Raw genomic sequence first — 24,341 nt, forward strand, 5'->3', positions numbered from 1 at the left:
GTATCCCCCGGTTTCGAACGGGGTCCGCTCCCGGTTTCCGTGCCGTGGCACACACGGTAAGTTCCGCCACATGACCTTGAAGCGAAAGTTGTCGATGGTGGTGGCGCTGTCGGCCCTGGCGGCCGTCCTGCCCGCCGCTGCCGCCTCGGCGTCGACTTCCTCCCTGAAGTGGCGCCTCACCGAGACGGGCTCGACCGCCCAGTTCCGCGGCCTCGCCCCGGTCAGCTCCCGCGTCGCCTGGGTGGCCGGCTCCGCGGGCACCGTCCTGCGCACCGTCGACGGCGGCCGCAGCTGGGCGAACGTCAGCCCGCCCGGCGCGTCCGGCCTGCTCTTCCGCGACATCGAGGCGTTCGACTCGCGCACCGCGCTGGCGCTCAGCATCGGCAACGGCGCGGCCTCGCGCGTCTACGCCACCCGCGACGGCGGCCGCACCTGGACCGAGACGTTCCGCAACGAGGACGAGGCCGCGTTCTACGACTGCATGACCTTCCTCGACCGCAGGCACGGGCTCGCCCTCTCCGACCCGGTCGACGGCAAGTTCCGCATCCTCGCCACCGACGACGGCGGCCGCTCCTGGGCGGTCCGCCCCACCCAGGGCATGCCCGACGCGCTCGCCGGCGAGTTCGCCTTCGCCGCCAGCGGCACCTGCCTGGTCTCGGCGGCCGGCAAGGCCATGTTCGCCACCGGCGGCGGCGCGGTCTCGCGCGTCTTCACCTCGCGCGACGGCGGCCGGTCGTGGTCGGTCACGTCGACCCCGGTGCCCAGCGGCCCCTCCGCGGGCATCTACAGCCTGGCCGTACGCCCGTCCGGCGAGGCCATCGCCGTCGGCGGCGACTACGCGGCCCCCACGTCCGCGCCGGACGGCGCCGCCTACCTGCACGGGCGGACGTGGAAGATCGCCCGGACCGTGCCCGGCGAGTATCGCTCGGGCTCGGCGTGGGCCTCCCACGGACTCGCGCTGGCCGTCGGCCCCACCGGAAGCGACTACTCCCGCGACGGCGGCCGCACCTGGAAGCGCTTCGACACGGGCGCCTTCGACGCCGTCGAGTGCACCGCCGACGGCTCCTGCTGGGCGTCCGGCCCGACCGGCCGCGTGGCCAGGCTGACCCACTGACCGCGCGGGCCCCGGCCCCCCAGAAAGGCGGCACCCATGAGAGCCCTGCTCACCTCGTCCGGCGTCCGGAACGACAGCATCCGCGACGCGCTGACCGGCCTGCTCGGCAAGCCGATCGGCGAGTCCACCGCGCTGCTCGTTCCCACCGCCCTCCAGCCCTTCCCCGGCGGGCCCGGCATGGTCTACCGGGCGGTCAACGGCACGGGCCCGTCGCCGCTGGCCGAGCTGGGCTGGAAGTCGCTGGGCGTCCTGGAGCTCACGGTGCTGCCGAGCATCGAGGAGTCCGTCTGGGTGCCGGGCGTGCGCGCGGCCGACGCCCTGCTGGTCTGCGGCGGCGACCCGCTCTACCTCGCCCACTGGATGCGGCGCTCCGGCCTGGCCGCGCTGCTCCCGGCACTGCGACCCGAGACGGTGTACGTCGGGGTGAGCGCCGGGAGCATCGCGGCCGCGTCCACGTTCGTGGAGACGTACGTGGACCCGCCCCGCGGCAGCGACGGGCCACTGAAGTCGGAGAAGGCCGTCTTCGGTGACGCGGAGAGGATCCTGGTCACCGGCCAGGGAGTGGGGCTGGTCGACTTCGCGGTGATCCCGCACCTGGAGAACCCGCACCACCCCGACGCCTCCCTGGCGAACGCGGAGAAGTGGGCGGCCCGGATCCCCGCGCCGACCTACGCGATCGACGACGACACCGCCGTCAAGGTGGACGACGGCGGTGTCGAGGTCGTGTCCGAGGGCCGCTGGAAACTGTTCCGGCCCTGACGGCTCCGGGCCGCCCGGCCCGGCCGCCGGTCAGTCCAAGGCGATGTAGAGCCGCCGGCCCGCCGGCCGGTAGCCCACCCGCTCGTAGACGCGCCACGAGTCCTCGCCGGACGCCTCCAGCCAGGCGAGCTCGCCGCCACCGGCGAAGAGCCGGCGCGTGATCTCGGCGGTCATCGCGCCCGCCACACCCCGGCGCCGGTGCGGCTTGCGCACGGCGATGCCGGCCACCTCGCTCACCCCGTCATGCGGCGGCACGGCCTGCCCACCACCGGCGCAGGTGCCGTCCGGCGCGACCACCATGACCGCGACACCACCGTTGCCCTGAAGCCGGCGGACCCGAGCGACATCCGCCTCGGCGGCGATCGTGTCCGCCCCGAACGCGGCATGCTGGGCCGTCACCAGAGCCGCCCGGTCGGCGTCCGTGGCCGGCTCGCGCAGCTCGTACCCGTCCGGCGCCGGCGGCACGGCCAACGAGCCGGGCGTGCACACTAGATATTCGTGCCGCTCCTCCACGGCGAACCCCGCGGCGAGCAACAGCTCCTCGAGACCGGGCGCCGAGCTCACCACGTACTCCAGCCGGGGCTTGCGGCCGTACGACCGGAAAGCCGCGACAAGCGCAGTGACATCAGCCCCCGAGATCGGGGCCCCGGGAACCGGCGTCGCGTAATTGATGCCCGGATGCTCGATCGCCGGATCGAGCCCGACGACGAACGGCCCACAACGCACGGGCAGGGGCCGGGCGGAAAGATTGGCAACGACAGACTGCTGGATGCGAGCATCCACATGCATTTTGGAAACCCTCTGCGAAAGAAAGAAGACAGGACGAAACAGCAACGTCCGGCCGCCGTGCAGGCAGCAAACCCTCAGGCGGCCGTCAGGCCATCCGAGATCACAGGCTTCATTCCCTCGAGCAGAGTGCCCACGCCGAATGCGCGGGAAGCCCCCGAAGCATGCCAGCCCTCGCCCGCCCCCGTCAACGGCGAAGATCGCCGGCCCGCCGTTTGCGAATCGTCACCCCGGCGGCGCGGCACCATCGCGAGCACCAGAGTCGCCACCAGCGCCAGCAGAAAGACGGCGACGACGACGAGTCCGAGGTCACCCGGAGCGTCGGGCATGGACCAGCCGCCGCCCGAGTCCACGGCCCCGCGCACCCGCCTGACGTGCCAGTGGACCCAGAGGCCGTCCGCGTTCCTGGCGAGCACCTTCACCCCACCATCATGATCGACAACATCCAGCCGTGCTCGTAGCCAGGCGAGCAGCGGCTCCGGGTCAGGCGCCGCCCACGTGGGCGCCCACTTCCGTGCGGGAGGAGACGCCCAGCTTGCGCAGGATGTTGGAGACGTGGACGGCGGCCGTCTTCGGGGAGATGTAGAGGCGGCGAGCCAGCTCCGAGTTTGTCAGGCCGTCGCTGATCAGGACGGCCACCTCGCGTTCGCGTGGGGTCAGGGCGGCCGGGCCGGTGACCGTTTGCTCGGTGCCGGGTGGGGCCAGGCCCAGCTGGGCACGGACCTGGGCGAGCTGGGCGACCCGCCAGCCGCGCCACTCGGCGAGCAGGGGCTCGGCGGCTTCCGCCTGGGCCGTGGCCTCGGCTCGGCGGTCGGCCGCCAGGAGGCAGCGGGCGGCGCCGACGCGTACGGTGCCGCGGATCGCCGGGCCCAGGGCCGGGGAGTCGGCGATGGACAGGTAGCCGGTCAGGGCCTCGGCGTGGCGGCCGTGCGCCTCGGCGAGCTGGGCGTCGACCAGGGTGCGGTAGGCGTCCCACACGTCGGCGCAGAGCAGGGCCTCGGCCATGGTCTCGATGCGGTCGATCGGCAGGCCGAGCTCGAGGGCGGCCGAGACCAGGTCGTGGGCCTGTTCGCCGCTGCGCCAATTCTGCTCGGGGAGGGCGGCGAGCAGATCGTCCAACGCGGACTCGGCGCGGGGCAGGTCGCCCCGGCGGCAGGCCAGGTGAAAGGTGAGGCCGGGGATCGTGGTCGGCGGGTTGTCGGTCAGCGTGGCCAGGTCGGCGATGAGCTCCTCGACCCGGTCGAGCTCGCCGGCCTCCAGGGAGAGCCCGGCGAGGAAGACGCCGTGGTAGTCGGCCCAGCGGCCCCGGCGCTGGTAGCCCCGGTCCTGGCCGCGGCCCTCCTCCAGGGCGTCGATCGCGGCGCACAGGTCGCCGGTGCGCAACGCCAGCCGGGCCCGGCCCTGGAAGTACGAGGCCACCGCCAGCGACTCGAAGCCGGCCCGCTCGGCGTCGACGCGCATCCGTTCCAGGGTCTCGGCGTGCTCGGCGGGCGAGGTGGGCGGCACCTCCTGCAGCAGGGTGTTCAGGGCGCGGGCGGCGAGCACCCACTCCCCCGCCTTCTCGGCCTCGTCCACGAGAGCGGAGAGGATCTCGCGGCCGTCCGCGGCGGTCCGGGCCCGCTCGGTGAGGGTCGCGCCTTTTTCCAGGAGCGCCGACAGCCGTACGGAGGGAAGGTCGAACTCCGCCGCCAGCGCGAGGGCACGATCGCACCACAGCAGCGCGACGTCGAGATCGTCGCGAAGGTAGGACGACTGGGCGATCGCGGTCATCGCGCGGGCCTGACCGGCGCCGGGCGGAAGCTGCGCGATCAGGGTCTCGATCTCGTGGGTGAGGGCCCGCATCTCGTCGAACTCGCGGGACTCCCAGGCGATGCGCACCAGCAGGTAGAGCGACTCGGCGCGATCGGTCGCCGCCGTCGCCCGGTCGCGCCAGCTGCGGCCGTACCGCAGAGCGTCGTCCAGGAGGCCGGCCAGCCACGCGGCCCGGGCCGCGGCCGCGAGCAGCTCCGTGTCGTCGGGCAGCTCGTCGAGGCCCATCTCGGCCAGCTGCAGGGCCTGGTACGCGGAGCCGATGGACAGGTAGAGCGCGGCGCCACGGCGGGCCGCGGCCACCATGTCGTCGTACCGCCCGGCGCCGTGCGCGTGATGGGCCACCATCGCCGGGTCGGAGGATCCGCCGCGCAGCAGCACGTCGAGCGCCGCCTCGTGCAGCCGGCGCCGCTGCCGGCCGAGCAGCTGACCGGCGATCGCCTCCCGGACCAGCGCGTGCCGGAAGGCGAACTCGTCCTCACCGGACTCGACCAGCACGCCCCGCGTCACCAGGTCGCGCAGCACGGCGATCAGCTGCTCCTCGTCGGCGCCGGTGACGTCGGCGAGCAGGTCGAACGGGATGCGGTGGCCGAGCACGGTGGCCGCCTCGACGATCCGGTGGCTGACCGGGTCGAGGTCGTCCACCTGGCGGCGCAGCACCTCGGCGAGGCTCCACGGCAGCGGCTGCTCGACGAGCGCCTCCACGTCGTACCCGGGAAGGGCCCGCAACAGCTCCTCGAGGAAGAACGGGTTGCCACCGGTGCGGTGGTGCAGCGCGGTGGCGGCACGCAGCGGCGCCGGGGAGCCGGTCGCCGCGGCGAGCATGGCGGCGGTCTGCGCCGGGGTCAGGCGATCCAGCCGTACGTGGGTGACGGCGTGCCGGCGCTCCAACCGGGCGAGCAACCCCGCGACCGGCTGCCGGCGGGTGACCTCGTCCGGCCGGTAGGTGCCGATGAGCAGCCGGGGCCCGCGCTGGTCGGCGATCCGCTCGAACAGGGCGGCGCTCTCCGAGTCGGCCCAGTGCAGGTCCTCGAAGACGACGACCGCCGGCGCGTCGCCGATCAGGTCGGACAGGATCGCGAGCCCGGTGTGCAGCCGCTCGACCGGGCTGCGGCTCGCGTCGGCGAGGGCCGCCAGCTGCTCGTCGTCGACCTCGGGACGGCCGTCGATGGCGTCGAGCAGCACCTCGTACGGCCGGGAGAGCGACCCCGGCTCCGCCTGGCCCACCAGAACCACGGTGTCGGCCGGCACGGTCGCGAGAAGCTCGTGCACCAGCCGGGTCTTGCCGATGCCCGGCTCCCCCGCGACGACGGCGACGGCCGGCTCACGCGCCGAGGCGAGCCGCGCCAACCGGCGCAGCTCGCCCTCCCGGCCGATCATCACCGGGCTGGCACCACCGCGGATGGTTCGCACGACGCGATGGTACCGGCGGGCTGCCCCCGCACCGCCTGCTTTTTGCTCGCCTTCCGAGCGGCCCGCGCCAGCCGCGCCGACGTGAGCAGCCGCCCCCGGTCGGCCTCGGCGATGAGCTCCCGGTGGCGGTCGTGCGCCAGGGTCAGCATCAGATCCGAGTGCAGCAACATGAGGTGCCTCCTTGTCCGCCGTTGATGGATTCCATCCTCGGCTGGACGGGAGGCCGCCACATCGGCACCCGTTGCGTATCTTCGCTGGTCAGAACGGTCTAGGTATGCCTTAGGGAGGCTCTAGGCATACCTAGTCAGGCGGCGTAACGGTTGACCCGCTCCGGGTGCAGGACGATGCGGACGAGGCCGCCCGCGCGCCACTCGCCGAGATATTTCTCGTGGTCCGGGTCGTCGAAGGTCCAGTACCGGCCGGCCAGCCGCTCGGCGAGCTCGACGCCGCCGTCGTCGTGCAGGGTGACGGTGCCCTCGACGGCCACCCAGTGCTCGGGCTCCCCGGCGGGCGCGGCCACGACCACGGAGGCCCGGGGCTGGTGCCTCAGCTGGTCGACCTTGGGCGCGCCGGGCAGCGAGAACATCTGCAGGGTGCCGTCGCCGGCCAGCTCGAACCACACCGGCCGGGGCGACGGCCAGCGCTCCCCACGAGGCGCGACGGTCAGGAAGGCGTAGAGCGGCCGCCCCAGCAGGGCGAGATCCTCATCGCGAAACATGCCTCAGGTTTACCAGGCCGATCACAGCAGCCGCTCCCCCGCGGCGCCGATGCGCGGCTCGGTCCTGAGGAAGTTGAGCAGAGGCGTGGGCAGGATCGGCGCGCCGGCGACGTCGCCCTGTTCCCACCTGCCGAGGTTGCCGCGCGCCGCCTCCGCCAGCAGGTGCGGCCAGCGGATCGCGAAGGCGGCCAGCTTGGCGATCTCGGCGCCGCTCACCGGAGGCAGCCCCTGCAATTGCTGCTGCTGGACGACGAACCGGTAGAACCGGAACAGGTTCACGAACCGCTTGATCTCACGCGGGTTGTCGGAGTCGAGCCCGGGCACGCCGGCCACGATCGCGGTGCGCGCCTCGTCGTCGCTGTACAGCCCGACCAGCACGCGGTTCGCCGCCTCGGACGTCTCCGGCAGGAGGTTGTCACCGGCTTCGGGCAGGACCTCCTTCTGTGCCTGCAACGCCGCGGCGGCCAGCGTGTCGGTGACCGGTGATCGCCGCCGGATCGCGATCTCCAGCAGCCGCACGCGGGCGGCCCGGCCCGCGTCGTCCGCGGCGCCCGCCCCGGGCGCCTCGGCAGGGGGCGAAGACGGGCTCGCACTTGGCTCTTCGGCTGAGTCGAGGGGTGGAGTAACGGGAGGGGACGCCGCCGGCTCCGCTGTCGCCGGTGGCACCGATCCCCGCGGCTGGTCGAGGAGCGCTGTCATGTAGCGCGATCTCTGCCTGTCCGGATCGGGCGGCGGCAGGCTCAGCGGCAGCTGCACGATCTTTTCGAGGAACCGCCAGCCCAGGGTCGGTGCGGCCGGCTGACTGGCGAGGTCCTTGTAGACCGCTTCGACGTGCGCCGCCACCACGGCCGGCTCCATCGCCACCACGAAGACGCAATGGGGAAACTCGCCGGCGAGGAACAGGTTGATCGCCTCGATCACCTGCACCACCGTGCCCGGCGAGCAACGGTCCAGGTCGTCCACGAAGACCACCAGCGGCCGGCGCTCGGTCGCGACCAGATCGAGAACCCGGCGCATGTCGGTCTGCACCAGGTGGAGAAAGCCGAGCCGGCTCTCGTATCGCGGGTCCGGGACCAGGTCCGGATAGGCGCCTTTCATCCCGGCGCCGGCCTGGCCGGCAGCCGCCTGCACCGGGTTGGGCACCTGGAGCAACGGGCCGAAGGGGACGGCCGCCCGCGACCGGAGGAACCGGAGGGCCGCCACCACCGAGCCGGCCACGAACGTGGCGCCACCCACCGACGCCAACCCGGCCGAGACGGCTCGCAAGGCGTCCGCGGCGGGCGGAACGACGATCGCCACGAGCACGCCGATCAGCGCGATCGCCACGGCCAGCCCCAGCCAGAGCAGCCACGGCAGGAACCGCTCGGCCAGTTGCTGGTAGATGCGCCGGCGCAGCGCCTGCCGGTCCACCCGGCGCAGGTTGAGCGCCAGCCAGAACCGCTCCCGATCAGCCGGCTTCAGGCGGCCCGTGACCTGGGTGATGATCTCGTACGCGAGCCCGGCCCAGATCTGCTCGCCGCTCTGGTACATCCACGGGTTGAACCAGACGGTCGGACGCCATTCGTCGTCCGGGATCCGGCGGGAGTGCGGCGGCTGCACGTCGAGGTCGTCCGTGTCCGGCACGGGCTCGGTGGTGCGGGCGAGCAGTTCCCGGTTGGTGACCGGCTCATCGGCGGCGCCCCGCTTCGGCCGCAGGGAGCGGCGAGCGTCGTCGCTGAGCCGGAGCGGCGTGGCCGTCCACCGGTCACGGTCGGCGCGCGGGTCGAGGCGTTCCTGCACCATCCGCATGAGTGACGTCTTCCCCGCGCCCCAGGGTGCGGTGACGCCGATGGTGAGCGGCGGCCGGGTGCCCCGATGCCGGACGAAGGCGGCGATCGCGTCGGCGTAGGGCGCGTAGCCGAGCGCGTCGTCGGCCGTCCAGAAGTCGCGGGCGATCGGCATGTCCGGCTCGAACCCGGTGCTGATCGACATCCACTGGACCATGCGCTCCGTCACCGACCGGCGTTCGGCCTCCGGCTCGGTGGCGCGCAGCCTCTCAGCGGCGAATTGAAGAATCAACTCGCTGAGGTGATAGCGGTCCGGCCCGATCTCGTTGATCAGTCGAGCGTGGGCGAGCGCTCGCAACTCCGCCGCGGCCGACGCGGTGTCGTAGCCGGCCATCGCCGCGGCCAGGCCGGTCTCGAAGACCGGGGTGGACAGCGCCCCCAGCACCCGGAGGAGGCGTTGCTGGGCCGGCGGCAGCATCTCGTAGACCGAGTCGAACACGCCCGAACCGGAAGCGCCGCTGTCGGCGACGGACAGCAGCGAACCTTCGGACCTCGCCTGAGTCCCGATCAGCGAAAGCAGCAAAGGCAGGCCCTGGGCGAATTGCACGAGCCGCTTCGCAGCCGCCAGATCCGCGTCGACCACCGACGCTCCCGCCGTCTCGCTCGCGGACGATCTCGCCGAAGCGGCTGGGCCCGGCATCCTCGGCCTCGTACGAGTCGATGTTCAGCGCCAGGAGGAACGACCTGACGGCCTCCGACGAGCCGCCACGCTGATCGAGGCTGGCCCACAGGACACCGTCGGGAAACCGGACGGCCGCCTGTCGCGCCGCCGCCTGAGCGAGAACCGTCTTGCCACTCCCCGCCGGCCCCATGATCGCCACGACGGATCCGGGACGCAGGCCCTCCACGACCGTTCGCACCTCGGCTCGGTCGACCAGCCCACTCGGCAGGGGTGGCAGCATGTCCGGCGCCTGCGCGGGCATCATCGCTTCGGCGATCAGCGCGGTCAGCGCACCGACGTCGTCGGCCCAGTGCTTGTCGCGAAGCACCAGCACGGGGCCCTTGGCCTGGATCGGTGAGGAGGCGATGGCGCGGGGGTCGCCCTCGACCAGCACCGAGATGACTCGCCCTCCTCCGCGGCGGACGGCGTCGAACACCGAGGACTGCGCCGCGGACGGAGCCGGCTCCCCTCGCCCGGAACCGCCGATCAGCTGGACCAGCACGTCGGCCGCGTCCATGGCTCGCCGGATCTCCGACTCCCACCGGTCGGCGGAGCCCAGCTGGGAGTCGTCGAAGTACTCCATCCACGGCGTCGTCGCGGCCAGGTCGCGACGCAGCCGCTCGCCGACCTCCCTGTTGGTGCGCTCATAACTCAGGTAGACCAGCGGGCCGCTCATCCATACATCCTTCCGTCATCGGTGCGGAACCGTCGGCAGAAACTCGGGTGCGATATGGATGGGCAGGCGTCTATGAAGGGGCATGACGACTCGACTTCACTCGGTCTGTTTCGCGGCTCATCGGCCTCTCGCGCTGGCTCAGTTCTGGGGGGAACTGCTCGGCTGGCGGGCGGCGGACGGTGATCCTCTGCTGCTGGTGTCCGGCGACGAGCGCGCGATCCCGATCCGGTTCGTGGCCACCGCGGAGCCCAAGGTTCAGCAGACCAAGATGCACTTCGACCTGACGAACGACTCCGCGCAGGAGCAGCTGCGCATGGTCGAGCGGGTGCTGGCGCTGGGCGGCCGGCACGCCGATGTCGGGCAGAAGGGTGACGAGGGGCATGTGGTGCTGGCCGATCCGGAGGGGAACGAGTTCTGCGCGATCGAGCCGGGCAACGCCTTCCTCGCCGGGTGCGGGCAGGTCGGCGCGGTGTCGAGTGAGGGGACGCGGGCGCTGGGGCTGTTCTGGAGCGCGGCGCTCGGCTGGCCGCTGGTCTGGGATCAGGACGAGGAGACGGCGATCCAGTCGCCGCGGGGCGGCACGAAGATCACGTGGGGTGGGCCGCCGGTGTCGCCGTCGGTGGGCAAGGATCTTTTCCTGACGGTGGAGGTCGACGGCGCGGCGGATGCGGAGCGGCTGGTGCAGCTTGGCGCGTCCTCACTCGACCAGGGGACATGGATCGACCCGGATGGCAACAAATTTTCCGTGTTAACACGCCTGTAACAGGGTGATATCGGGCGCGCCTCCGATTGCGCGGCCTTTCAAACCGGTTTAGGTTCGCGTTCAAACCGGTTTGACAGCCCGCCGGAGGTGGCATGACCAGGCCGACGATCCGCGACGTCGCTCAGGCGGCGGGAGTGTCCAAGGGCACCGTCTCGTTCGTCCTCAACGGACGGCCGGGCGTCGCCGAGGACACCAAACGGCGCATCCTCGCGGCCGCCGAGGCGCTCGGGTGGACGCCGAGCCATCAGGCCCGCGCGCTGTCGGTGTCGCGCGCGTTCGCCGTCGGGCTGGTCCTCGCCCGCGAGCCCGAGCTGCTCGGCGCCGACCCGTTCTTCCCGGCCTTCATCGCCGGCGTGGAGCGCACGCTCTCCGACCGCGGGCAGTCCCTCGTGCTCCAGGTCGTGCCCGAGGACGAGGAGGAGGCCGGCTACCGGCGGCTCGCCGGGTCCAAGCGGGTCGACGGCGTCTTCGTGCTCGACCTGCGTGTCGGTGACACCCGGATCGCCCTGCTCGAGGAGCTCGCGATGCCGGCGGTCACCATCGCCCGGCCCGACGTGCCCAGCTCCTTCCCGGCCGTGCTGGTCGACGACCGGCCCGGCATCGTCGCCGCGGTCCGTCACCTGCAAGAGCTCGGCCATCGCCGCATCGCCCACGTGGGCGGCCCGGCGCACTTCCTGCACGCGGCGATCCGCAAGGACGCGTGGGAGCGGACCACCGAGGACGGGCCCTACGTCGAAGCGGACTTCTCCGCCGCCGGCGGCGCCCAGGCCACGCGCGCGCTGCTCGAGTCGGGCCAGCGGCCCACCGCGATCGTCTACGCCAACGACCTCATGGCGATCGCCGGCATGGCGGTCGCGCAGGAGTACGGCATCGCCGTGCCCGCCCAGCTCTCCGTCACCGGTTTCGACAACACCGAGCTGGCCGGCTACGTCAGCCCGCCGCTCACCACCGTCCGCACCGACCCGTACCTGTGGGGCCGCGAGGCCGCCCAGGCACTTCTCGACCTCATCGAGGGCGGCGACCGGCACGGCGACATCCCGGTCCCGCCCGCCCAACTCGTCGTCAGGGGATCCACCGCTCCGACAGGAGGCACCGAACGATGAAACGCACCCTCCCGGCCGTACTCATGTCCCTCACCCTCGCCGCCGCCGGAGCCGCCGCGTGCGACGGCAGTGGCGGCGGCGACGCCGGCCAGGCTAACGCCGCCACCGGGCCGATCACGATCTGGCTCTCCAACAACCAGGAGGAGCTGGCCTGGGGCAAGGCCATGGTCGAGTCGTGGAACACCCAGCACGCCGACCAGAAGATCACCGCGCAGGAGATCCCGGCCGGCAAGAGCTCGGAGGAGGTCATCGGCGCGGCCATCACCGCGGGCAACGCGCCCTGCCTGATCTTCAACACCGCCCCGGCCGCCGTGCCGCAGTTCCAGAAGCAGGGCGGCCTGGTCGCGCTCGACTCCTTCGACGGCGCCGCGCAGTACATCGCCGACCGCACCGGCGGCGCCGCGGACCAGTACAAGTCGCCGGACGGCAAGTTCTACCAGCTGCCGTGGAAGTCCAACCCGGTGATGATCTTCTACAACAAGGACATCTTCGCCAAGGCCGGGCTCGACCCCGAGAAGCCGGCGCTCACCACGTACGACGAGTTCCTGTCCGCCGCTCGCAAGATCAAGTCGAGCAACGCGGCGCAGGCGGCGATCTACCCGGCACCGACCAGCGAGTTCTTCCAGTCGTGGTTCGACTTCTACCCGCTTTTCGCCGCCGAGACCGACGGCAAGCAGCTCGTGCAGGACGACAAGGCGCAGTTCAACTCGCCCGAGGGCCAGCGGGTCGCCGCGTTCTGGAAGACGCTGTACGACGAGGGCCTGGCGCCGAAGGAGCAGTACAACGGCGACTCGTTCGCCGACAAGAAGGCGGCCATGGCGATCGTCGGGCCGTGGGCGATCGCGGTGTACGGCGACAAGGTCAAGTGGGGCGCGGTGCCCGTGCCCACGTCCACCGGAAAGCCCGCCGAGCAGATCAGGACGTTCAGCGACGCGAAGAACGTGGCGATGTACAGCGCCTGCCAGAACCGGGCCACCGCCTGGGAGGTCATGAAGTTCGCGACCGGCAAGGACCAGGACGGCGCGCTGCTCGACAAGACCGGCCAGATGCCGCTGCGGGCGGACCTGACGACGGCGTACCCGGACTACTTCGCGAAGAACCCCGCCTACAAGCAGTTCGCCGACCAGGCCGCGCGCACGGTCGAGGTGCCGAACGTGCCGAACTCCGTGTCGATCTGGCAGACGTTCCGCGACGCGTACAGCGCATCGGTGATCTTCGGTAAGCAGCCGGTGGCGGACGCCTTCACCGGGGCCGCACAGAAGGTCGACCAGCTCGCCAGCGGGTCCTGATGGCGAAGGGCACCGTCCTGGGGCGCCACCCGGTCGGCATGATCCTGGCCGCGCCCTACGCCGTCTACATCGCCGTCATCTTCGCGTACCCGCTGGGCTTCGCGATCTGGATGAGCTTCCACGACTACTTCTTCGCGGCGCCCGGCGCGATCGTCGACCACCCGTTCGCCGGGCTGGACAACTACCGGGCGGTGCTGAGCGACCCGGGGGTGCGCCAGGCGTTCGCCAACATCGTCGTCTTCCTGGTCATCAACGTGCCGCTCACGACCGGCCTGGCGCTGGTGCTGGCGGTCGCCCTCGACAAGGTGGTGCACGCGCGCACGTTCCTGCGGGTCGCCTTCTATGTCCCGTACGTGACCGCCAGCGTCGCCGTGGTCGGCGTGTGGCTGTTCCTCTTCAACTCGAACGGCCTGGTCAACACGGTGCTCGGCCCGCTCGCCCCGGACCCGTCGTGGCTGGTCAACGAGCACCTGGCGATGCCGGTGATCGCCTTGTTCGTGACCTGGAAGCAGCTCGGCTTCTTCATCCTGCTCTACCTGGCCGCGCTGCAGAACGTGCCCAGGGAGCTGTACGAGTCGGCCGCCGTCGACGGCGCGTCGGCGTGGAACCGCTTCTGGTCGGTGACCGTGCCGGCGGTGCGCCCGGCCACGGCGCTCGTGGTGATCCTCGCGCTGATCACCGGCGCGAACCTGTTCACCGAGCCCTACCTGCTCACCGGCGGCGGCGGGCCGAACGGCGCGTCGGCCTCCCCGGTGCTGGTCATGTATCAGCGCGGCCTCCAGCAGGGCGAGCCGGACTTCGCCGCGGCGCTCGGGGTGCTCCTGGTGATCGGGGTGCTGATCGTCGCGTACGTCAATCGCCGTCTGATCGAGAGGGACTGACATGTCGCGGTGGCCCACAGCCGTGCGCTCCATCGTGCTGTTCCTCGGCGCGCTGGCGTTCCTGTTCCCCTTCTACTACATGCTCATCGGCTCGCTCCAGTCGTCGCCGGACACGTCGGTCAAGGGCGCCTTCCCCACCGAGGGGCTGACGCTGGACAACTACCGCGACATCAACTCGCGGGTCGACCTGCTCGGCTCGCTGGTCAACTCCGGCATCTTCACCGGCGGCGTGCTGCTCGGCACTGTCGTCTTCGGCGTGCTGGCGGGCTACGCGCTGGCCCGGCTGCACTTCCGCGGCCGGGGCACGCTCTTCGTGCTCGTCCTGCTGGTGCAGGTCATCCCGTTCCAGCTGCTGCTGATCCCGCTCTACGTGCTGATCGTGCGCGGCTACGGACTCGCCGACTCGTACCTCGGCATGATCCTGCCGTTCGCCGTCAACACCACGGCGGTCTTCATCTTCCGGCAGTTCTTCCTGCAACTGCCGGACGACCTCTTCGCGGCTGCCCGGCTCGACGGCGCGGGCGAGCTGCGCATCCTCTGGTCGGTCGCGCTGCCGCTGGTGCGCCCGGCCCTGCTGACCGCGGTGCTGCTCACCTTCATCGGGCCGTGGAACGAGTTCCTCTGGCCGTTCCTGGTGACCAAGGAGGCGGGCATGCAGCCGCTCGCGGTCTCGCTGGCCAACTACATCAGCAACGTGTCGTCGAGGGCCGCCAACCCGTTCGGCGCGATCCTGGCGGGCGCCTGCGTGCTGGCCGCGCCGGCGGTCGCGCTGTTCATCGCCTTCCAGCGGCACTTCGTCTCGACCGACCTCGGTTCCGGCGTGAAAGGCTGACATGACTGTCTCGTACGCAATGACCCGGCTCGGCGTGATCATGGCGCCCGACCCCGGCGACACCCTCGAGGCGGAAGGAGTCCTCAACCCGGCGAGCGGGCGCACCCCCGACGGCCGGCTCTACCTGCTGCCACGCCTGGTGGCCCCCGGCAACGTGTCGCGGGTCGGCCTCGCCGAGGTGCGGCTGCGCGACGGGGTGCCCGTCGGCGTGCGCCGCGAGGGCGTGGTGCTGGCCCCGGACGAGGGCTGGGAACGCGGCAAGAACAACGCCGGCGTCGAGGATCCGCGCACCACCTGGGTGCCGAGCCTGGGCAGACATCTGATGACGTACGTGGCGTACGGGCCGCTCGGCCCCAAGCTCGCGCTCGCCGTCTCGGCCGACCTGCGCACGTGGGAACGCCTCGGGCCGGTGCAGTTCACGTACCAGAAAGATCTGGACACCGACCTCAACCTGTTCCCCAACAAGGACGCCGTCTTCTTCCCCGACGTGGTGCCGGGGCCGGACGGGCGGCCCAGCTACGCGATGCTGCACCGTCCGATGTGGGATCTCGGCTGGTTCCGGCCCGGCGAGGGCGTGCACCTGCCCGCCGGCATCTCGGACGAGCGGGCCGGGATCTGGATCTCGTACATCCCGGCCGACCTCGTGCAGGCGGACCTCGGCGCGCTGGTGCGGCCGGCGAACCACCGCTGCGTGGCGCTGCCCGAACACCCGTACGAGGCCCTCAAGATCGGAGCCGGGCCGCCGCCGCTGCGGGTGCCCGAGGGCTGGCTGCTGATCCACCACGGGGTCACCGGCTACATCCCGCCCGGCTTCGACCCCACCAACCAGCGCGTCTCGTACGCGGCGGGCGCGATGATCCTGGACGCCGCCGACCCGGGCCGCGTGCTTTCCCGTACCGCCGAACCGATCTTCGCACCGGAGACCGAGGACGAGCGCAACGGCACCGTCCCCAACGTCGTCTTTCCCACCGCCATCGAGCAGGTCGACGGCGTCCACTACGTCTTCTACGGCATGGCGGACAGCAAGATCGGCGTCGCTCGGCTGGACCGGCTCACCGAAGGAGCACGCCATGAAGCGCAGATCCGTGTTGCTGAGCAGCGGCCTCGCCCTGACGGCGCCGCTGCTGACCTCCACACCCGCTGACGCCGCCACCCGGCTCACCAACGTCGCCCACCTCGACTTCCTGCGCGACCGGGTCGCCCCGCCCGCGCAGGACGGCCACACGTCGGACACGCCCTCGATCGGCGTGCTCTGGACCTACGCCGAGCCGAACGCCGACGGCAGCTACCGCCGGATCGGCGGCGGCACCTACGACCCGGCGACCGGCACGTACGGGCAGGGCGCCTACAACTCCGACGACATCGCCCGCGCCGCGGTCGTCTACGTGCGGCACTGGAAGCAGACCGGCTCGGCCGGGAGCCGCGCGGCCGCCGCCGGCCTGCTGCGCGGCCTGGCGTACTTCCAGACGCTCCCGTCCGGCACCTTCGTGCTGTGGATGCAGCCGGACGGCACGCTGAACCCGAGCGCGGAACCGGTGGAGCTGCCGGACCCGTCCGACAGCGGCCCGTCGTACTGGCTGGCCCGGGCCGTGTGGGCGCTCGGCGAGGGGTACGCGGCCTTCCGCACCGCCGACCCGGGTTTCGCGGCGTTCCTCCGCCGGCGGCTCGACCTCGCGATCGCCGCCCTCGACCGGCAGGTGCTGACGCGCTACGGCACCTACCAGGTCGTCGACGGCAAGCGCGTGCCCGCGTGGCTCGTCGTCGACGGCGCGGACGCGACCGCGGAGGCGGTGCTGGGCCTGTCCGCGTACGTCTCGTCGGGTGGCGGATCCGCCGCCCGCCGCGCGCTGCGCCGGTTCGCGGAGGGCATCGCGGCGCTGGCCGGCGGAGGGCCCCGGTCGTGGCCCTTCGGCGCCGTCCTGCCGTGGGCCCTGTCCCGGTCGGTCTGGCACGCGTGGGCGTCGCAGATGCCGGCCGCCCTCGCCCGCGCCGGTCAGACCCTCGGCGCCGCGGACCTGGTGCGGCCCGCGGTCACCGACTCGGCGGTCTTCACCCCGTGGCTGCTCACCTCGGGCGGCCCCGACAACGGGCGCCTTCCGGCGAGGATCGACACCACCCAGATCGCGTACGGTGTCGACTCGCGCCTCCAGTCGCTGCTGGCCGTGGCGGAGGCGACCGGCCGTACGGGCTTCCGCCGCCTCGCCGGCATCGTCGCCTCCTGGTACTTCGGGGCCAACGCCGCGGGCGTGCCCGCCTACGACCCGGCAACCGGCCGCACCGTCGACGGCATAGCCGGCAACGGCACCGTCAACCGCAACGCGGGCGCGGAGTCGACGATCCACGGGCTGCTCAGCATGCTCGCGCTGGACGCCCATCCCGATGTGGCCCGGTTGGCTGGCCAGGGCCACATCGCGGAACGGGCGGGGACGACCACGGTGGAGGCCGAGCTCGCGGCACCGAGCCCCGGCGCCACCGTGGTCACTCCCTCCTCACCGTGGACGGGCGAGTCCCAGTACAGCAACGGCAGCTACGTCCGCCTGGCCGCCGGCGCGACCCTGCGCTGGCAGCTCCCGGCGTCGGACCAGCCCCGCCTGGTGCTGCCCATCGCCGACCTGCGCCCCGGCAACCCGGCAACAACCCGATGGTCGACGGGCGGCACGATCCGGCACGGCGACATCGGCCCGCAGGGCGCCTCCCCGGCCCCCGGCGCCCTGCTCCCGGTCGAGGTGGGCGAGCTCCCGGCCGGCCGCACAGAGCTGACGGCCACGGCGGCCGGCGGCGAGGCAGTGCTCGACGCGGTCCTGCTGGAGCCCTTGATCTCCCGCTACACGATCACCGGCAACGGCCACACGACGACGCTGCTGCGCAGCGCCGCCCGCATTCCACGGACCGTGCCCCTGCCTGGGGTCGCGGAGTCCTACGACAGCGCCGGCGTCCTGCGCGCCCGCACCACGGGCGGCAGGGCCACGGTGCTGCCGGGCGGCTTCACCGTGGTCAGAACCTGACCGTCCGATGTGGTCGGCCAGGTCGCGATGGCTCTCGACGTTTCCGCTCCGGCTACGCCGAGCGCCACGAGAACGTGGGCTGACGGCGACATCCCTCGATGAAAGCAGAGGACCCCGGCCGATAACGGCGGGGGTCCTAGCGAGTGCGCACAACACTAACAGCGTCAGGTGTGGCCGGCCCGCCGATTGAGGTCAAACATCCCCCGTTCGTGTGCATGTACTGACGCCCGTCCATGATCGGTCCTGAACGTTCTACTGTGTACCGACGTGGCAGCCACGGTGTCGGCGGACCTGTACGACAGGCATGTTCGTGCTCGCATGATTGACTTCTTCACCCTCGAAGGGCAGCCCTGGCCGCGGCGGCTGTGGGATGTCGGCTCGCTGCTCGCCTTGCAGGAATTGCTGGAAGCGAGCACGTGGGCCCAGCACCGCGTGCTGTCCGCCGCCGCGGTCGACTGGCAGCGGCATGAACTGCTGAAGGCCATCGGGCCCGACGTCGGCCTGGGCGACAAGGAGCTGCGGGCCGAACTCACTTCGCTGTTGAAGAGGCCGCTGCCGGATCCGAGCCCGGCGCACCGCCGGCTGCGGGTGGTCGTCGACCATGCTCGTGGCGGCTACCTGAGCCGGTGGGCGGCGGCGATCTCCTTGCCGGAGCAGCGGCCGCGGCCGGAGCGGCTTGCTCGCACGGTGGCGGCGCATCTGCTCGACCTCGGCTACGACGCGGGTTACCTGGCGGCGTGGATCGGGCGGCTCGCCCGCCGTGGAGCCGGTGCGGAGGAGGTGCTTCACGAAGCGGTCGCGCTCGACGCTACCGAACCGCAGGTATTCACTGTTCTCGCGATGCTGGACGGCGCCCCCGAGCAGCAGCAGGCACGCAAGCATGAGGGATGGGTCTCAGGCCGCGAAGTTGTTGACTGGCTCGCGCGGAGGGGCCACCCGACGAGCGGTATACGGGCGACCGGCGGTTTTCTCTATCGGGTGACCGCACGGGATCCGTTCAGCGCGGCGGCTCAGGTCCGTGAGCTCGTGGAGCGCTTGGTGGCACGGTCGTCCTTCATCCGCGGCAACAAGGACGGGATCAAGCCCGCATCACAGCTTTGGGTCGATCAGCACCCGGCCCCGATTTCCTTGGTCACCCCTGCCCGGGGCGCCGACGTTCTGTCCTTGGTCAGAGAGGGTTACCTCTACCAGGTCAACGGGGAACGCACGCTGATCGACGACGCCTTGGAGTTGGCCGCCCCGGTGAACAGGGGCGCTCCCGCCCCGGCGGTGGCGGGGGCGTGGGCCGCGATCGAGTCGCTGCTATCGCACCCTGACGATCCCGTCGAGGATGAGCGGTCGGGAAAGGCCGTCGCCGCCGACCGGCTGGCGACCATCCTTGCCTGCTCGTGGCCCCGTGCGGAACTGACGGCTCTGGCACACCGGCATCGGCCCGAGACTCCCGATGCCCTCGCCACGAGATTGGGGGCCTGTCAGACCAACCGAGAGCGGGCGTCCGCGGTGGCCCAGGCACTCGCAGCGGGAGAAGGGCTGCAACTCGTCAATCGGTTCCGCCGTGACGCCGACATCGCGGCGGAGCACCGGATGCGCCGGGTCGTCGCCGCGCCGAGAGCCGAACTCGCGACCACGGCGGCCATCTTCCGCATCGCGATGCGGCGTCTCTACCGAACCCGGAACATCGTGCTGCACGGCGGATCCACCCAGGGAGTGGCGGTCAAGGCCGCCTTGCGCATCTCCGCTCCCCTGGTGGGCGCCGGTCTCGACCGGCTCACATATGCCGCGCTCGTCGAAGGTATCGCCCCGCTCGACCTCGCAGCCATGGCCGAGGTCGGCCTGAAGCTGGTGGGCGGCGAGACCGGCGTCACCGTGACCGACCTTCTCGAGCCGCGCAGGTGACTGAGCAGCGCAGGTGATCGCAAAAGCAAGGAGGCCCCGGCCAAATGGCGGGGGCCCTTGCGATTCTGGAAGCAACTATACACGACCCTCAGGTGTGGCCGTCGGTGTTGAGACGGGCGGCCTGCCTCAGCAGATGGTCTCGTTCCGCGGCGTTGGTGGCCTGGTAGGCGGCCTCGGCATACAGGCGGGCCGCCGCCGTCAGGTCGCCCGTGCGTTCGCGCAGGTAGGCCGAGACCGCCGTGTAGCGCGGCAGGGACGGATCCAGCGCGGCCAGCGCCGCCAGGCCGGCGTGGGGGCCGTCGGCCTCGCCCACGGCGACGGCCCGGTTGAGGCGTACCACGGGGCTGTCGGTCAGGGCGGCCAGCTCGTCGTACCACTCCACGATCTGGATCCAGTCGGTCTCGGCGGCCGTGGGGGCGTCGGCGTGCAGGGCCGCGATGGCCGCCTGGGCCTGGAACTCGCCGAGGCGGTCGCGGGACAGGGCGGTCTGGAGGATCTGGACGCCCTCGGCGATCAGGGCGGTGTCCCAGCGGGTGCGGTCCTGCTCGGCCAGGGGGATCAGGGCGCCGTCGGGGGCCGTACGGGCGGCGCGGCGGGCGTGGTGCAGCAGCATCAGGGCGAGCAGGCCGGCGACCTCGGGATGGTCGTACGCAGCGGCCAGCTGGCGGGTGAGGCGGATGGCCTCGGCGGCCAGGTCGACGTCGCCGGAGTAGCCCTCGTTGAAGACCAGGTAGAGCACCCGCAGCACGGTGGCCACGTCGCCGGGCTGGTCGAGGCGTACGCCGGCGACGGTCTTCTTGGCGCGGCTGATGCGCTGGGCCATGGTGGCCTCGGGCACCAGGTAGGCCTGGGCGATCTGGCGGGTGGTCAGGCCGCCGACGGCGCGCAGGGTGAGCGCGACCGCCGAGGCGGGGGTCAGCGACGGGTGGGCGCAGAGGAAGTAGAGCTGGAGCGTGTCGTCGGCAGTCGCGGCGGGGCCGGGGGCGGGCTGCGCGTCGACGAGGTCCTCGCGGCGGCGGCGGGCGGCTTCGGCGCGGGTGGCGTCGAGGAACCTGTTCCAGGCGACGGTGACCAGCCAGCCCTTGGGGTCGCGCGGCGGGCCGGCGGGCCAGACGCGGATCGCCTCGAGCAGCGCGTCCTGCACGGCGTCCTCGGCCGCCGCGAAGTCAGCTCCGCGGCGGACGAGGACACCGATCACGCTGGGCGTGAGGCTCCGGAGGAGGGTCTCGTTCATTCGACGATGGTGGGGGTCTCCGTGAGGAAAGGGCGCACCTCGAGCCATTCGTGGATCGGCTTGCCGCCGGCGCCGGGGGCCGCGGAGAGCTCGCCGGCCAGTTCGACGGCGCGGTCGCGGCTGTCCACGTCGATGATCATCCAGCCGGCGATGAGGTCCTTCGTCTCGGCGAACGGCCCGTCGGTGACCGGCGGGCGGCCCTCGCCGTCGTAGCGGACCCACTCGCCCTGCGGAGCGAGCGCCTGGCCGTCGACGAACTCGCCGGTCTCCTCGAGCCGGGCGGCGAAGTCGTTCATGTACTTGATGTGGGCCGAGACCTCCTCGGGCGTCCACTTGTCCATCGGCACGTCGTTGACCGCCGCCGGCGCGCCGCGGTAGTGCTTGAGCAGCAGGTACTTGGCCATGATGGTTCTCCTCGGTGCTGGGGCGACCCCATTCTGGTCGCTCTCACCCCGGGGACGGAGCCGGCCACGCGTTCTCGACATGGCCGGCGAAAAAATCTTCAGCCGGTCGTGCCGCGCACCCACGGCAGCGAGACCCGCTCCAGCCAGACCAGGGCGTAGTAGAGCACGATGCTGACGATCGCCATCAGGGTCAGGGCGGCGAACGCGGTCGCGGTGTCGCCCTGACCGCTGGTCTGCACGATGATCGTGCCGAGGCCCTCGTCGACCGAGCCGGACTGCATCTCGCCGACCGCGACGCCGATCACGGCGAGCGGCATGGCCAGCTTGAGGCCGGTGAACATCTGCGGCAGGGCCGCGGGGACCCGGATGCGGCGGAAGGTCTGGAGCCGGGTCGCGTCGAGCGAGCGGGCCAGCTCGGCCAGGTCGGCGGGCGTGCTGGTCAGGCCGGTCGCGGTGGAGAGCACGATCGGGAAGAAGCAGACCAGGAACGCCATCGCGAGCACGGGCGTGGTGCCGAAGCCGAACCAGGCGATCATCAGAGGGGCAAGGGCCACTTTGGGTACGGCGTTGAGCGCCACCAGCAGCGGCGCGAACGCCCGCTCGAACGGCTTCCACGCCGCCAGCGCGGCGCCGAGCGAGACGCCGACCACGACCGACAGGGCGAAGCCGATCAGCGTGATCTTGGTGGTGCCCCACGTGGCGTTCAGCAGCAGCGACGGGTAGCGGGTGAACGCGTCCACCACCTCGGGCGGGGACGGCAGGATGATGGTCTGCACGTCGAGCATCTCGACCGCCAGCCACCACACCGCGACGGTGACCACGACGCCGAGCAGCGGCCACAGCACCACCGACGGCGACCAGCGCCGGCGGGGTGAGGCGGCGGCCACGGCGTCGGGCCGCGCCAGGGTCTCCTGCACCACGGGGACTCCTTAGAAGAGGGGCGTGCCGTGAGCGGCACGCCCCGGCGACAATCAGGCCTTCGGGGTCAGATCGAAGTTGATGACGGCCTCGGGCTTGAGACCCGGGTCGATCTGGCCGGAGCCCTGGAGGATCGCGATGCTGCGGGCCACACGCTCCGCGTCGAGCGCGCCGACCGGGATGCCGGCCGCGGCCGAGCGGACGTACGGGCCCATCAGGGTGAGCTCGGCGGCCACGCTCTCGGCCTTCGCCGTCTGCACGTACTTGGTCATGATCTTGCCGGCTTCGGCCGGGTTGTCGATGGAGTCCTGGAGACCCTTGAGCAACGCCTCGTTGAACTTCTTGACCTTGTCAGGGTTGTTCTTGGCGTAGTCCGTCGAGGTGATCAGGACGTTGCCGTAGAGGTCCTGGAGGTAGTCGCTGTAGGGCAGGACGACCGCCTTCTTCTTGGCGATGCCCTCGACGGTCGGCTTGCCGACGACGAACTGGCCGATGCCCTGCACCTTGCCGGAGGCGAGCGTGCCCATCAGCGTCTGCGCGCTGGTCGGCTGCCACTTCACCTTGTTCACGTCGATGTTGGCGAGCTTCGCGTACGTCGGGAAGAGGCCCTGGACCACCGAGCCGGGCTGGTCGGCGAGGAGCTTGCCCTCGAGGTCCTTGGGCGAGGCGATGCCGTTGCCCTCGAGCGAGATGATCGCGGCCATCGTGCGCTGCTGGATCGCGGCAGTCGCGGTGAAGCCGGTGACCTTGTCCTTGCCGCCCGCGTTGAGCAGGGCGCCGGTGAGGTCGACCGGGGTGAACTGGGCCTTGCCGGCCACGATGGCCTTGATGTTCTCACCGGTGCCGGAGCCGGGCTTGACCTCGACGTCGAAGCCGGCGTCCTTGAAGTAGCCCTTCTCCAGCGCGACGTAGGCGTACGCGTCGCGGCCGAAGGTGTTGAAGGAGGTCAGGTAAGTGATCTTCTCGGACGAGCCGTTGCCGCTGCCGCCGTTGCCGCCGTCGTCTCCGGAGTCGTCGCTGCAGCCGGCCGCGGCGCTCATCGTGAGGGCGAGGGCGCCGGCGACGACCGATCGTACGAAGGTCCTTCTCTGCACCGTTTCCTCCGGTGGGGGTTGATCCCGGCAAAAGCGTCACCGGGGCCGAGGGGGTCGAACGTGGGACGGGGGTGCCCCGACCGGGGATCGTAGGGCAAACTGGTCCATGTCTCGATGACAAGTTCGTCTCAAACCGCCATGTGGACGGATCCCGCACGATCGATCATGATGAGCCGGTATGCGTCCGGATCAGGGATTATTAGGGACGATGATGCGCGTCTGTCTGTTCATCGAGCCGCACCGCGGTGCGACGTACGACACCCAATTGAGGCTGGCACGGCGCGCGGAGGACGCCGGTTTCGAGGGCCTGCTGCGGGCCGACCACTACCGTTCGCTGACGCCCGAGCCGGGACTTCCGGGCCCGACGGACGCGTGGCTCACGCTGGCCGGCCTGGCGCGCGAGACGTCGACGCTGCGCCTCGGCACCCTGGTCAACTCGGCCACGTTCCGCCTGCCCGGTCCACTGTCGATCATGGTGGCCCAGGTGGACCAGATGAGCGGCGGCCGGGTCGAGCTCGGCATGGGCGCCGGCTGGGTCGAGATCGAGCACACCGCGTACGGCATCCCGTTCCCTCCTCTGGGTGAACGCTTCGACCGGCTCGAGGAGCAGCTCGAGATCCTCACCGGCATCTGGGCGACGCCCGAGGGCCAGAGCTTTTCGTACGACGGTGAGCACTACCGGCTGCGCGACGCGCCCGCGCTGCCCAGGCCGGTCCAGCGGCCCCATCCGCCGATCATCGTGGGCGGCAAGGGCCCGAAGCGGACGCCGGAGCTGGCCGCCCGGTACGCGGACGAGTTCAACATGCCGTTCAAGAGCGTGGCCGACACCGCGCAGGCCTTCGAACGGGTGCGCGTGGCATGCAAGGAGCGCGCCCGCCCGATCACCCTGTCGGCCGGTGTGGTCGTGGCGCTGGGCCGCACGGACGCCGAGGCCAGGCGCCGCGAGGCGCCCCTGCACGCAAAGAGCGTGCTGCCGCCGGAGGACCCGGTGGTCGGCTCGCCCGGCAAGCTCGTCCAGCGCATCGGCGAGCTCCAAGAGATCGGCGCGACCCGCGTGCACCTGCGGATCACCGAGATGGACGACCTCGACCACGTGGATCTGATCGCCTCCGAGGTGCTGCCCCACCTGTCCACATAGGCTCATCTGTCCACATAGGCTC

At 71.6% G+C, this 24,341-nt stretch carries 22 protein-coding genes; 11 read left to right on the forward strand and 11 right to left on the reverse strand.

Annotated elements, in window-relative coordinates:
* Positions 1-70 precede the first annotated feature (70 nt).
* Positions 71-1,114, forward strand: coding sequence for a WD40/YVTN/BNR-like repeat-containing protein (locus tag Ade02nite_RS01985; RefSeq protein ID WP_203759736.1), 1,044 nt, complete (start codon positions 71-73; stop codon positions 1,112-1,114).
* Between the two features lie 36 nt (positions 1,115-1,150).
* Positions 1,151-1,873 carry a Type 1 glutamine amidotransferase-like domain-containing protein gene (locus Ade02nite_RS01990; RefSeq protein WP_203759737.1) on the forward strand — a complete coding sequence of 241 codons (723 nt, stop codon included), beginning with the start codon at positions 1,151-1,153 and terminating at the stop codon, positions 1,871-1,873.
* A gap of 30 nt (positions 1,874-1,903) precedes the next feature.
* On the opposite strand, the gene Ade02nite_RS01995 is transcribed toward Ade02nite_RS01990, so the two are convergent.
* From Ade02nite_RS01995 to Ade02nite_RS48985, 7 genes are all read right to left on the reverse strand, one after another.
* Positions 1,904-2,662, reverse strand: a complete 759-nt coding sequence (locus Ade02nite_RS01995; protein WP_239168452.1) for a GNAT family N-acetyltransferase — start codon at positions 2,660-2,662, stop codon at positions 1,904-1,906.
* 74 nt (positions 2,663-2,736) lie between these two features.
* Positions 2,737-3,081 carry a hypothetical protein gene (locus Ade02nite_RS02000; protein WP_203759738.1) on the reverse strand — a complete coding sequence of 115 codons (345 nt, stop codon included), beginning with the start codon at positions 3,079-3,081 and terminating at the stop codon, positions 2,737-2,739.
* A 61-nt stretch (positions 3,082-3,142) separates the two neighbouring features.
* The gene (locus Ade02nite_RS02005; protein ID WP_239168453.1) at positions 3,143-5,881 is read right to left on the reverse strand and encodes an ATP-binding protein; all 2,739 of its coding nucleotides are present in this window, start codon (positions 5,879-5,881) and stop codon (positions 3,143-3,145) included.
* Positions 5,848-6,051 (reverse strand): hypothetical protein, encoded by a 204-nt coding sequence (locus Ade02nite_RS02010; RefSeq protein ID WP_203759739.1) that lies wholly within the window; start codon positions 6,049-6,051, stop codon positions 5,848-5,850. Before Ade02nite_RS02010 ends, Ade02nite_RS02005 begins: the two co-directional genes overlap by 34 nt.
* A 134-nt stretch (positions 6,052-6,185) precedes the next feature.
* Positions 6,186-6,599, reverse strand: a complete 414-nt coding sequence (locus tag Ade02nite_RS02015) for a pyridoxamine 5'-phosphate oxidase family protein (protein ID WP_203759740.1) — start codon at positions 6,597-6,599, stop codon at positions 6,186-6,188.
* A 21-nt stretch (positions 6,600-6,620) separates the two neighbouring features.
* On the reverse strand, positions 6,621-8,582 hold the full coding sequence (locus Ade02nite_RS02020; RefSeq protein ID WP_307871191.1) for a KAP family P-loop NTPase fold protein: 1,962 nt from the start codon (positions 8,580-8,582) through the stop codon (positions 6,621-6,623).
* A 52-nt stretch (positions 8,583-8,634) separates the two neighbouring features.
* Positions 8,635-9,762 carry a toll/interleukin-1 receptor domain-containing protein gene (locus Ade02nite_RS48985; RefSeq protein WP_239168454.1) on the reverse strand — a complete coding sequence of 376 codons (1,128 nt, stop codon included), beginning with the start codon at positions 9,760-9,762 and terminating at the stop codon, positions 8,635-8,637.
* Positions 9,763-9,844: 82 nt separating this feature from the next.
* Here Ade02nite_RS48985 and Ade02nite_RS02025 point away from each other — a divergent pair, with 82 nt between their 5' ends.
* The 8 genes from Ade02nite_RS02025 to Ade02nite_RS02060 all read left to right on the forward strand — a co-directional run bounded on the left by Ade02nite_RS02025 (position 9,845) and on the right by Ade02nite_RS02060 (position 19,531).
* The gene (locus Ade02nite_RS02025; protein WP_203759742.1) at positions 9,845-10,525 is read left to right on the forward strand and encodes a VOC family protein; all 681 of its coding nucleotides are present in this window, start codon (positions 9,845-9,847) and stop codon (positions 10,523-10,525) included.
* Between the two features lie 92 nt (positions 10,526-10,617).
* Positions 10,618-11,628: a LacI family DNA-binding transcriptional regulator gene (locus Ade02nite_RS02030; protein WP_203759743.1), complete on the forward strand. Its 1,011-nt coding sequence runs from the start codon at positions 10,618-10,620 to the stop codon at positions 11,626-11,628.
* Positions 11,625-12,917 (forward strand): ABC transporter substrate-binding protein, encoded by a 1,293-nt coding sequence (locus Ade02nite_RS02035; RefSeq protein ID WP_203759744.1) that lies wholly within the window; start codon positions 11,625-11,627, stop codon positions 12,915-12,917. Before Ade02nite_RS02030 ends, Ade02nite_RS02035 begins: the two co-directional genes overlap by 4 nt.
* Positions 12,917-13,798 (forward strand): carbohydrate ABC transporter permease, encoded by an 882-nt coding sequence (locus tag Ade02nite_RS02040; protein WP_203759745.1) that lies wholly within the window; start codon positions 12,917-12,919, stop codon positions 13,796-13,798. Before Ade02nite_RS02035 ends, Ade02nite_RS02040 begins: the two co-directional genes overlap by 1 nt.
* 1 nt (position 13,799) lies before the next feature.
* Entirely contained in the window at positions 13,800-14,630 is an 831-nt protein-coding gene (locus Ade02nite_RS02045) for a carbohydrate ABC transporter permease (protein ID WP_203759746.1), read from the forward strand.
* Between the two features lies 1 nt (position 14,631).
* Positions 14,632-15,774 carry a glycoside hydrolase family 130 protein gene (locus tag Ade02nite_RS02050; RefSeq protein ID WP_203759747.1) on the forward strand — a complete coding sequence of 381 codons (1,143 nt, stop codon included), beginning with the start codon at positions 14,632-14,634 and terminating at the stop codon, positions 15,772-15,774.
* Positions 15,701-17,635: a hypothetical protein gene (locus Ade02nite_RS02055; RefSeq protein ID WP_203759748.1), complete on the forward strand. Its 1,935-nt coding sequence runs from the start codon at positions 15,701-15,703 to the stop codon at positions 17,633-17,635. The genes Ade02nite_RS02050 and Ade02nite_RS02055 overlap by 74 nt, the downstream gene beginning before the upstream one ends.
* 267 nt (positions 17,636-17,902) lie before the next feature.
* A complete protein-coding gene (locus tag Ade02nite_RS02060; protein WP_203759749.1) occupies positions 17,903-19,531 on the forward strand; it encodes a hypothetical protein in 1,629 nt (542 codons plus the stop codon).
* Positions 19,532-19,619: 88 nt separating this feature from the next.
* On the opposite strand, the gene Ade02nite_RS02065 is transcribed toward Ade02nite_RS02060, so the two are convergent.
* The 4 genes from Ade02nite_RS02065 to Ade02nite_RS02080 form a co-directional block, all read right to left on the reverse strand.
* The gene (locus Ade02nite_RS02065) at positions 19,620-20,765 is read right to left on the reverse strand and encodes an RNA polymerase sigma factor (RefSeq protein WP_203759750.1); all 1,146 of its coding nucleotides are present in this window, start codon (positions 20,763-20,765) and stop codon (positions 19,620-19,622) included.
* On the reverse strand, positions 20,762-21,169 hold the full coding sequence (locus Ade02nite_RS02070) for a YciI family protein (protein ID WP_203759751.1): 408 nt from the start codon (positions 21,167-21,169) through the stop codon (positions 20,762-20,764). Before Ade02nite_RS02070 ends, Ade02nite_RS02065 begins: the two co-directional genes overlap by 4 nt.
* Before the next feature lie 98 nt (positions 21,170-21,267).
* Positions 21,268-22,089, reverse strand: a complete 822-nt coding sequence (locus tag Ade02nite_RS02075) for an ABC transporter permease (protein ID WP_203759752.1) — start codon at positions 22,087-22,089, stop codon at positions 21,268-21,270.
* 51 nt (positions 22,090-22,140) lie between these two features.
* Positions 22,141-23,127 (reverse strand): ABC transporter substrate-binding protein, encoded by a 987-nt coding sequence (locus tag Ade02nite_RS02080; RefSeq protein ID WP_203759765.1) that lies wholly within the window; start codon positions 23,125-23,127, stop codon positions 22,141-22,143.
* 265 nt (positions 23,128-23,392) lie between these two features.
* Here Ade02nite_RS02080 and Ade02nite_RS02085 point away from each other — a divergent pair, with 265 nt between their 5' ends.
* Positions 23,393-24,319, forward strand: coding sequence for an LLM class F420-dependent oxidoreductase (locus tag Ade02nite_RS02085; protein ID WP_203759766.1), 927 nt, complete (start codon positions 23,393-23,395; stop codon positions 24,317-24,319).
* The last annotated feature ends 22 nt before the right edge of the window (positions 24,320-24,341 follow it).

It is taken from the genome of Paractinoplanes deccanensis (assembly GCF_016862115.1).
In the GTDB taxonomy this organism is placed as follows: domain Bacteria; phylum Actinomycetota; class Actinomycetes; order Mycobacteriales; family Micromonosporaceae; genus Actinoplanes; species Actinoplanes deccanensis.

Bases quoted from the DNA above. Each gene is read 5' to 3' on its own strand.
- Ade02nite_RS01985 (WP_203759736.1), top strand. From the start codon at position 71: ATGACCTTGAAGCGAAAGTTGTCGATGGTGGTGGCGCTGTCGGCCCTG.
- Ade02nite_RS01990 (WP_203759737.1), top strand. From the start codon at position 1,151: ATGAGAGCCCTGCTCACCTCGTCCGGCGTCCGGAACGACAGCATCCGC.
- Ade02nite_RS01995 (WP_239168452.1), bottom strand. From the start codon at position 2,662: ATGCATGTGGATGCTCGCATCCAGCAGTCTGTCGTTGCCAATCTTTCC.
- Ade02nite_RS02010 (WP_203759739.1), bottom strand. From the start codon at position 6,051: ATGTTGCTGCACTCGGATCTGATGCTGACCCTGGCGCACGACCGCCAC.
- Ade02nite_RS02015 (WP_203759740.1), bottom strand. From the start codon at position 6,599: ATGTTTCGCGATGAGGATCTCGCCCTGCTGGGGCGGCCGCTCTACGCC.
- Ade02nite_RS02020 (WP_307871191.1), bottom strand. From the start codon at position 8,582: ATGGTCCAGTGGATGTCGATCAGCACCGGGTTCGAGCCGGACATGCCG.
- Ade02nite_RS48985 (WP_239168454.1), bottom strand. From the start codon at position 9,762: ATGAGCGGCCCGCTGGTCTACCTGAGTTATGAGCGCACCAACAGGGAG.
- Ade02nite_RS02025 (WP_203759742.1), top strand. From the start codon at position 9,845: ATGACGACTCGACTTCACTCGGTCTGTTTCGCGGCTCATCGGCCTCTC.
- Ade02nite_RS02030 (WP_203759743.1), top strand. From the start codon at position 10,618: ATGACCAGGCCGACGATCCGCGACGTCGCTCAGGCGGCGGGAGTGTCC.
- Ade02nite_RS02035 (WP_203759744.1), top strand. From the start codon at position 11,625: ATGAAACGCACCCTCCCGGCCGTACTCATGTCCCTCACCCTCGCCGCC.
- Ade02nite_RS02040 (WP_203759745.1), top strand. From the start codon at position 12,917: ATGGCGAAGGGCACCGTCCTGGGGCGCCACCCGGTCGGCATGATCCTG.
- Ade02nite_RS02045 (WP_203759746.1), top strand. From the start codon at position 13,800: ATGTCGCGGTGGCCCACAGCCGTGCGCTCCATCGTGCTGTTCCTCGGC.
- Ade02nite_RS02050 (WP_203759747.1), top strand. From the start codon at position 14,632: ATGACTGTCTCGTACGCAATGACCCGGCTCGGCGTGATCATGGCGCCC.
- Ade02nite_RS02055 (WP_203759748.1), top strand. From the start codon at position 15,701: ATGAAGCGCAGATCCGTGTTGCTGAGCAGCGGCCTCGCCCTGACGGCG.
- Ade02nite_RS02065 (WP_203759750.1), bottom strand. From the start codon at position 20,765: ATGAACGAGACCCTCCTCCGGAGCCTCACGCCCAGCGTGATCGGTGTC.
- Ade02nite_RS02070 (WP_203759751.1), bottom strand. From the start codon at position 21,169: ATGGCCAAGTACCTGCTGCTCAAGCACTACCGCGGCGCGCCGGCGGCG.
- Ade02nite_RS02080 (WP_203759765.1), bottom strand. From the start codon at position 23,127: ATGAGCGCCGCGGCCGGCTGCAGCGACGACTCCGGAGACGACGGCGGC.
- Ade02nite_RS02085 (WP_203759766.1), top strand. From the start codon at position 23,393: ATGCGCGTCTGTCTGTTCATCGAGCCGCACCGCGGTGCGACGTACGAC.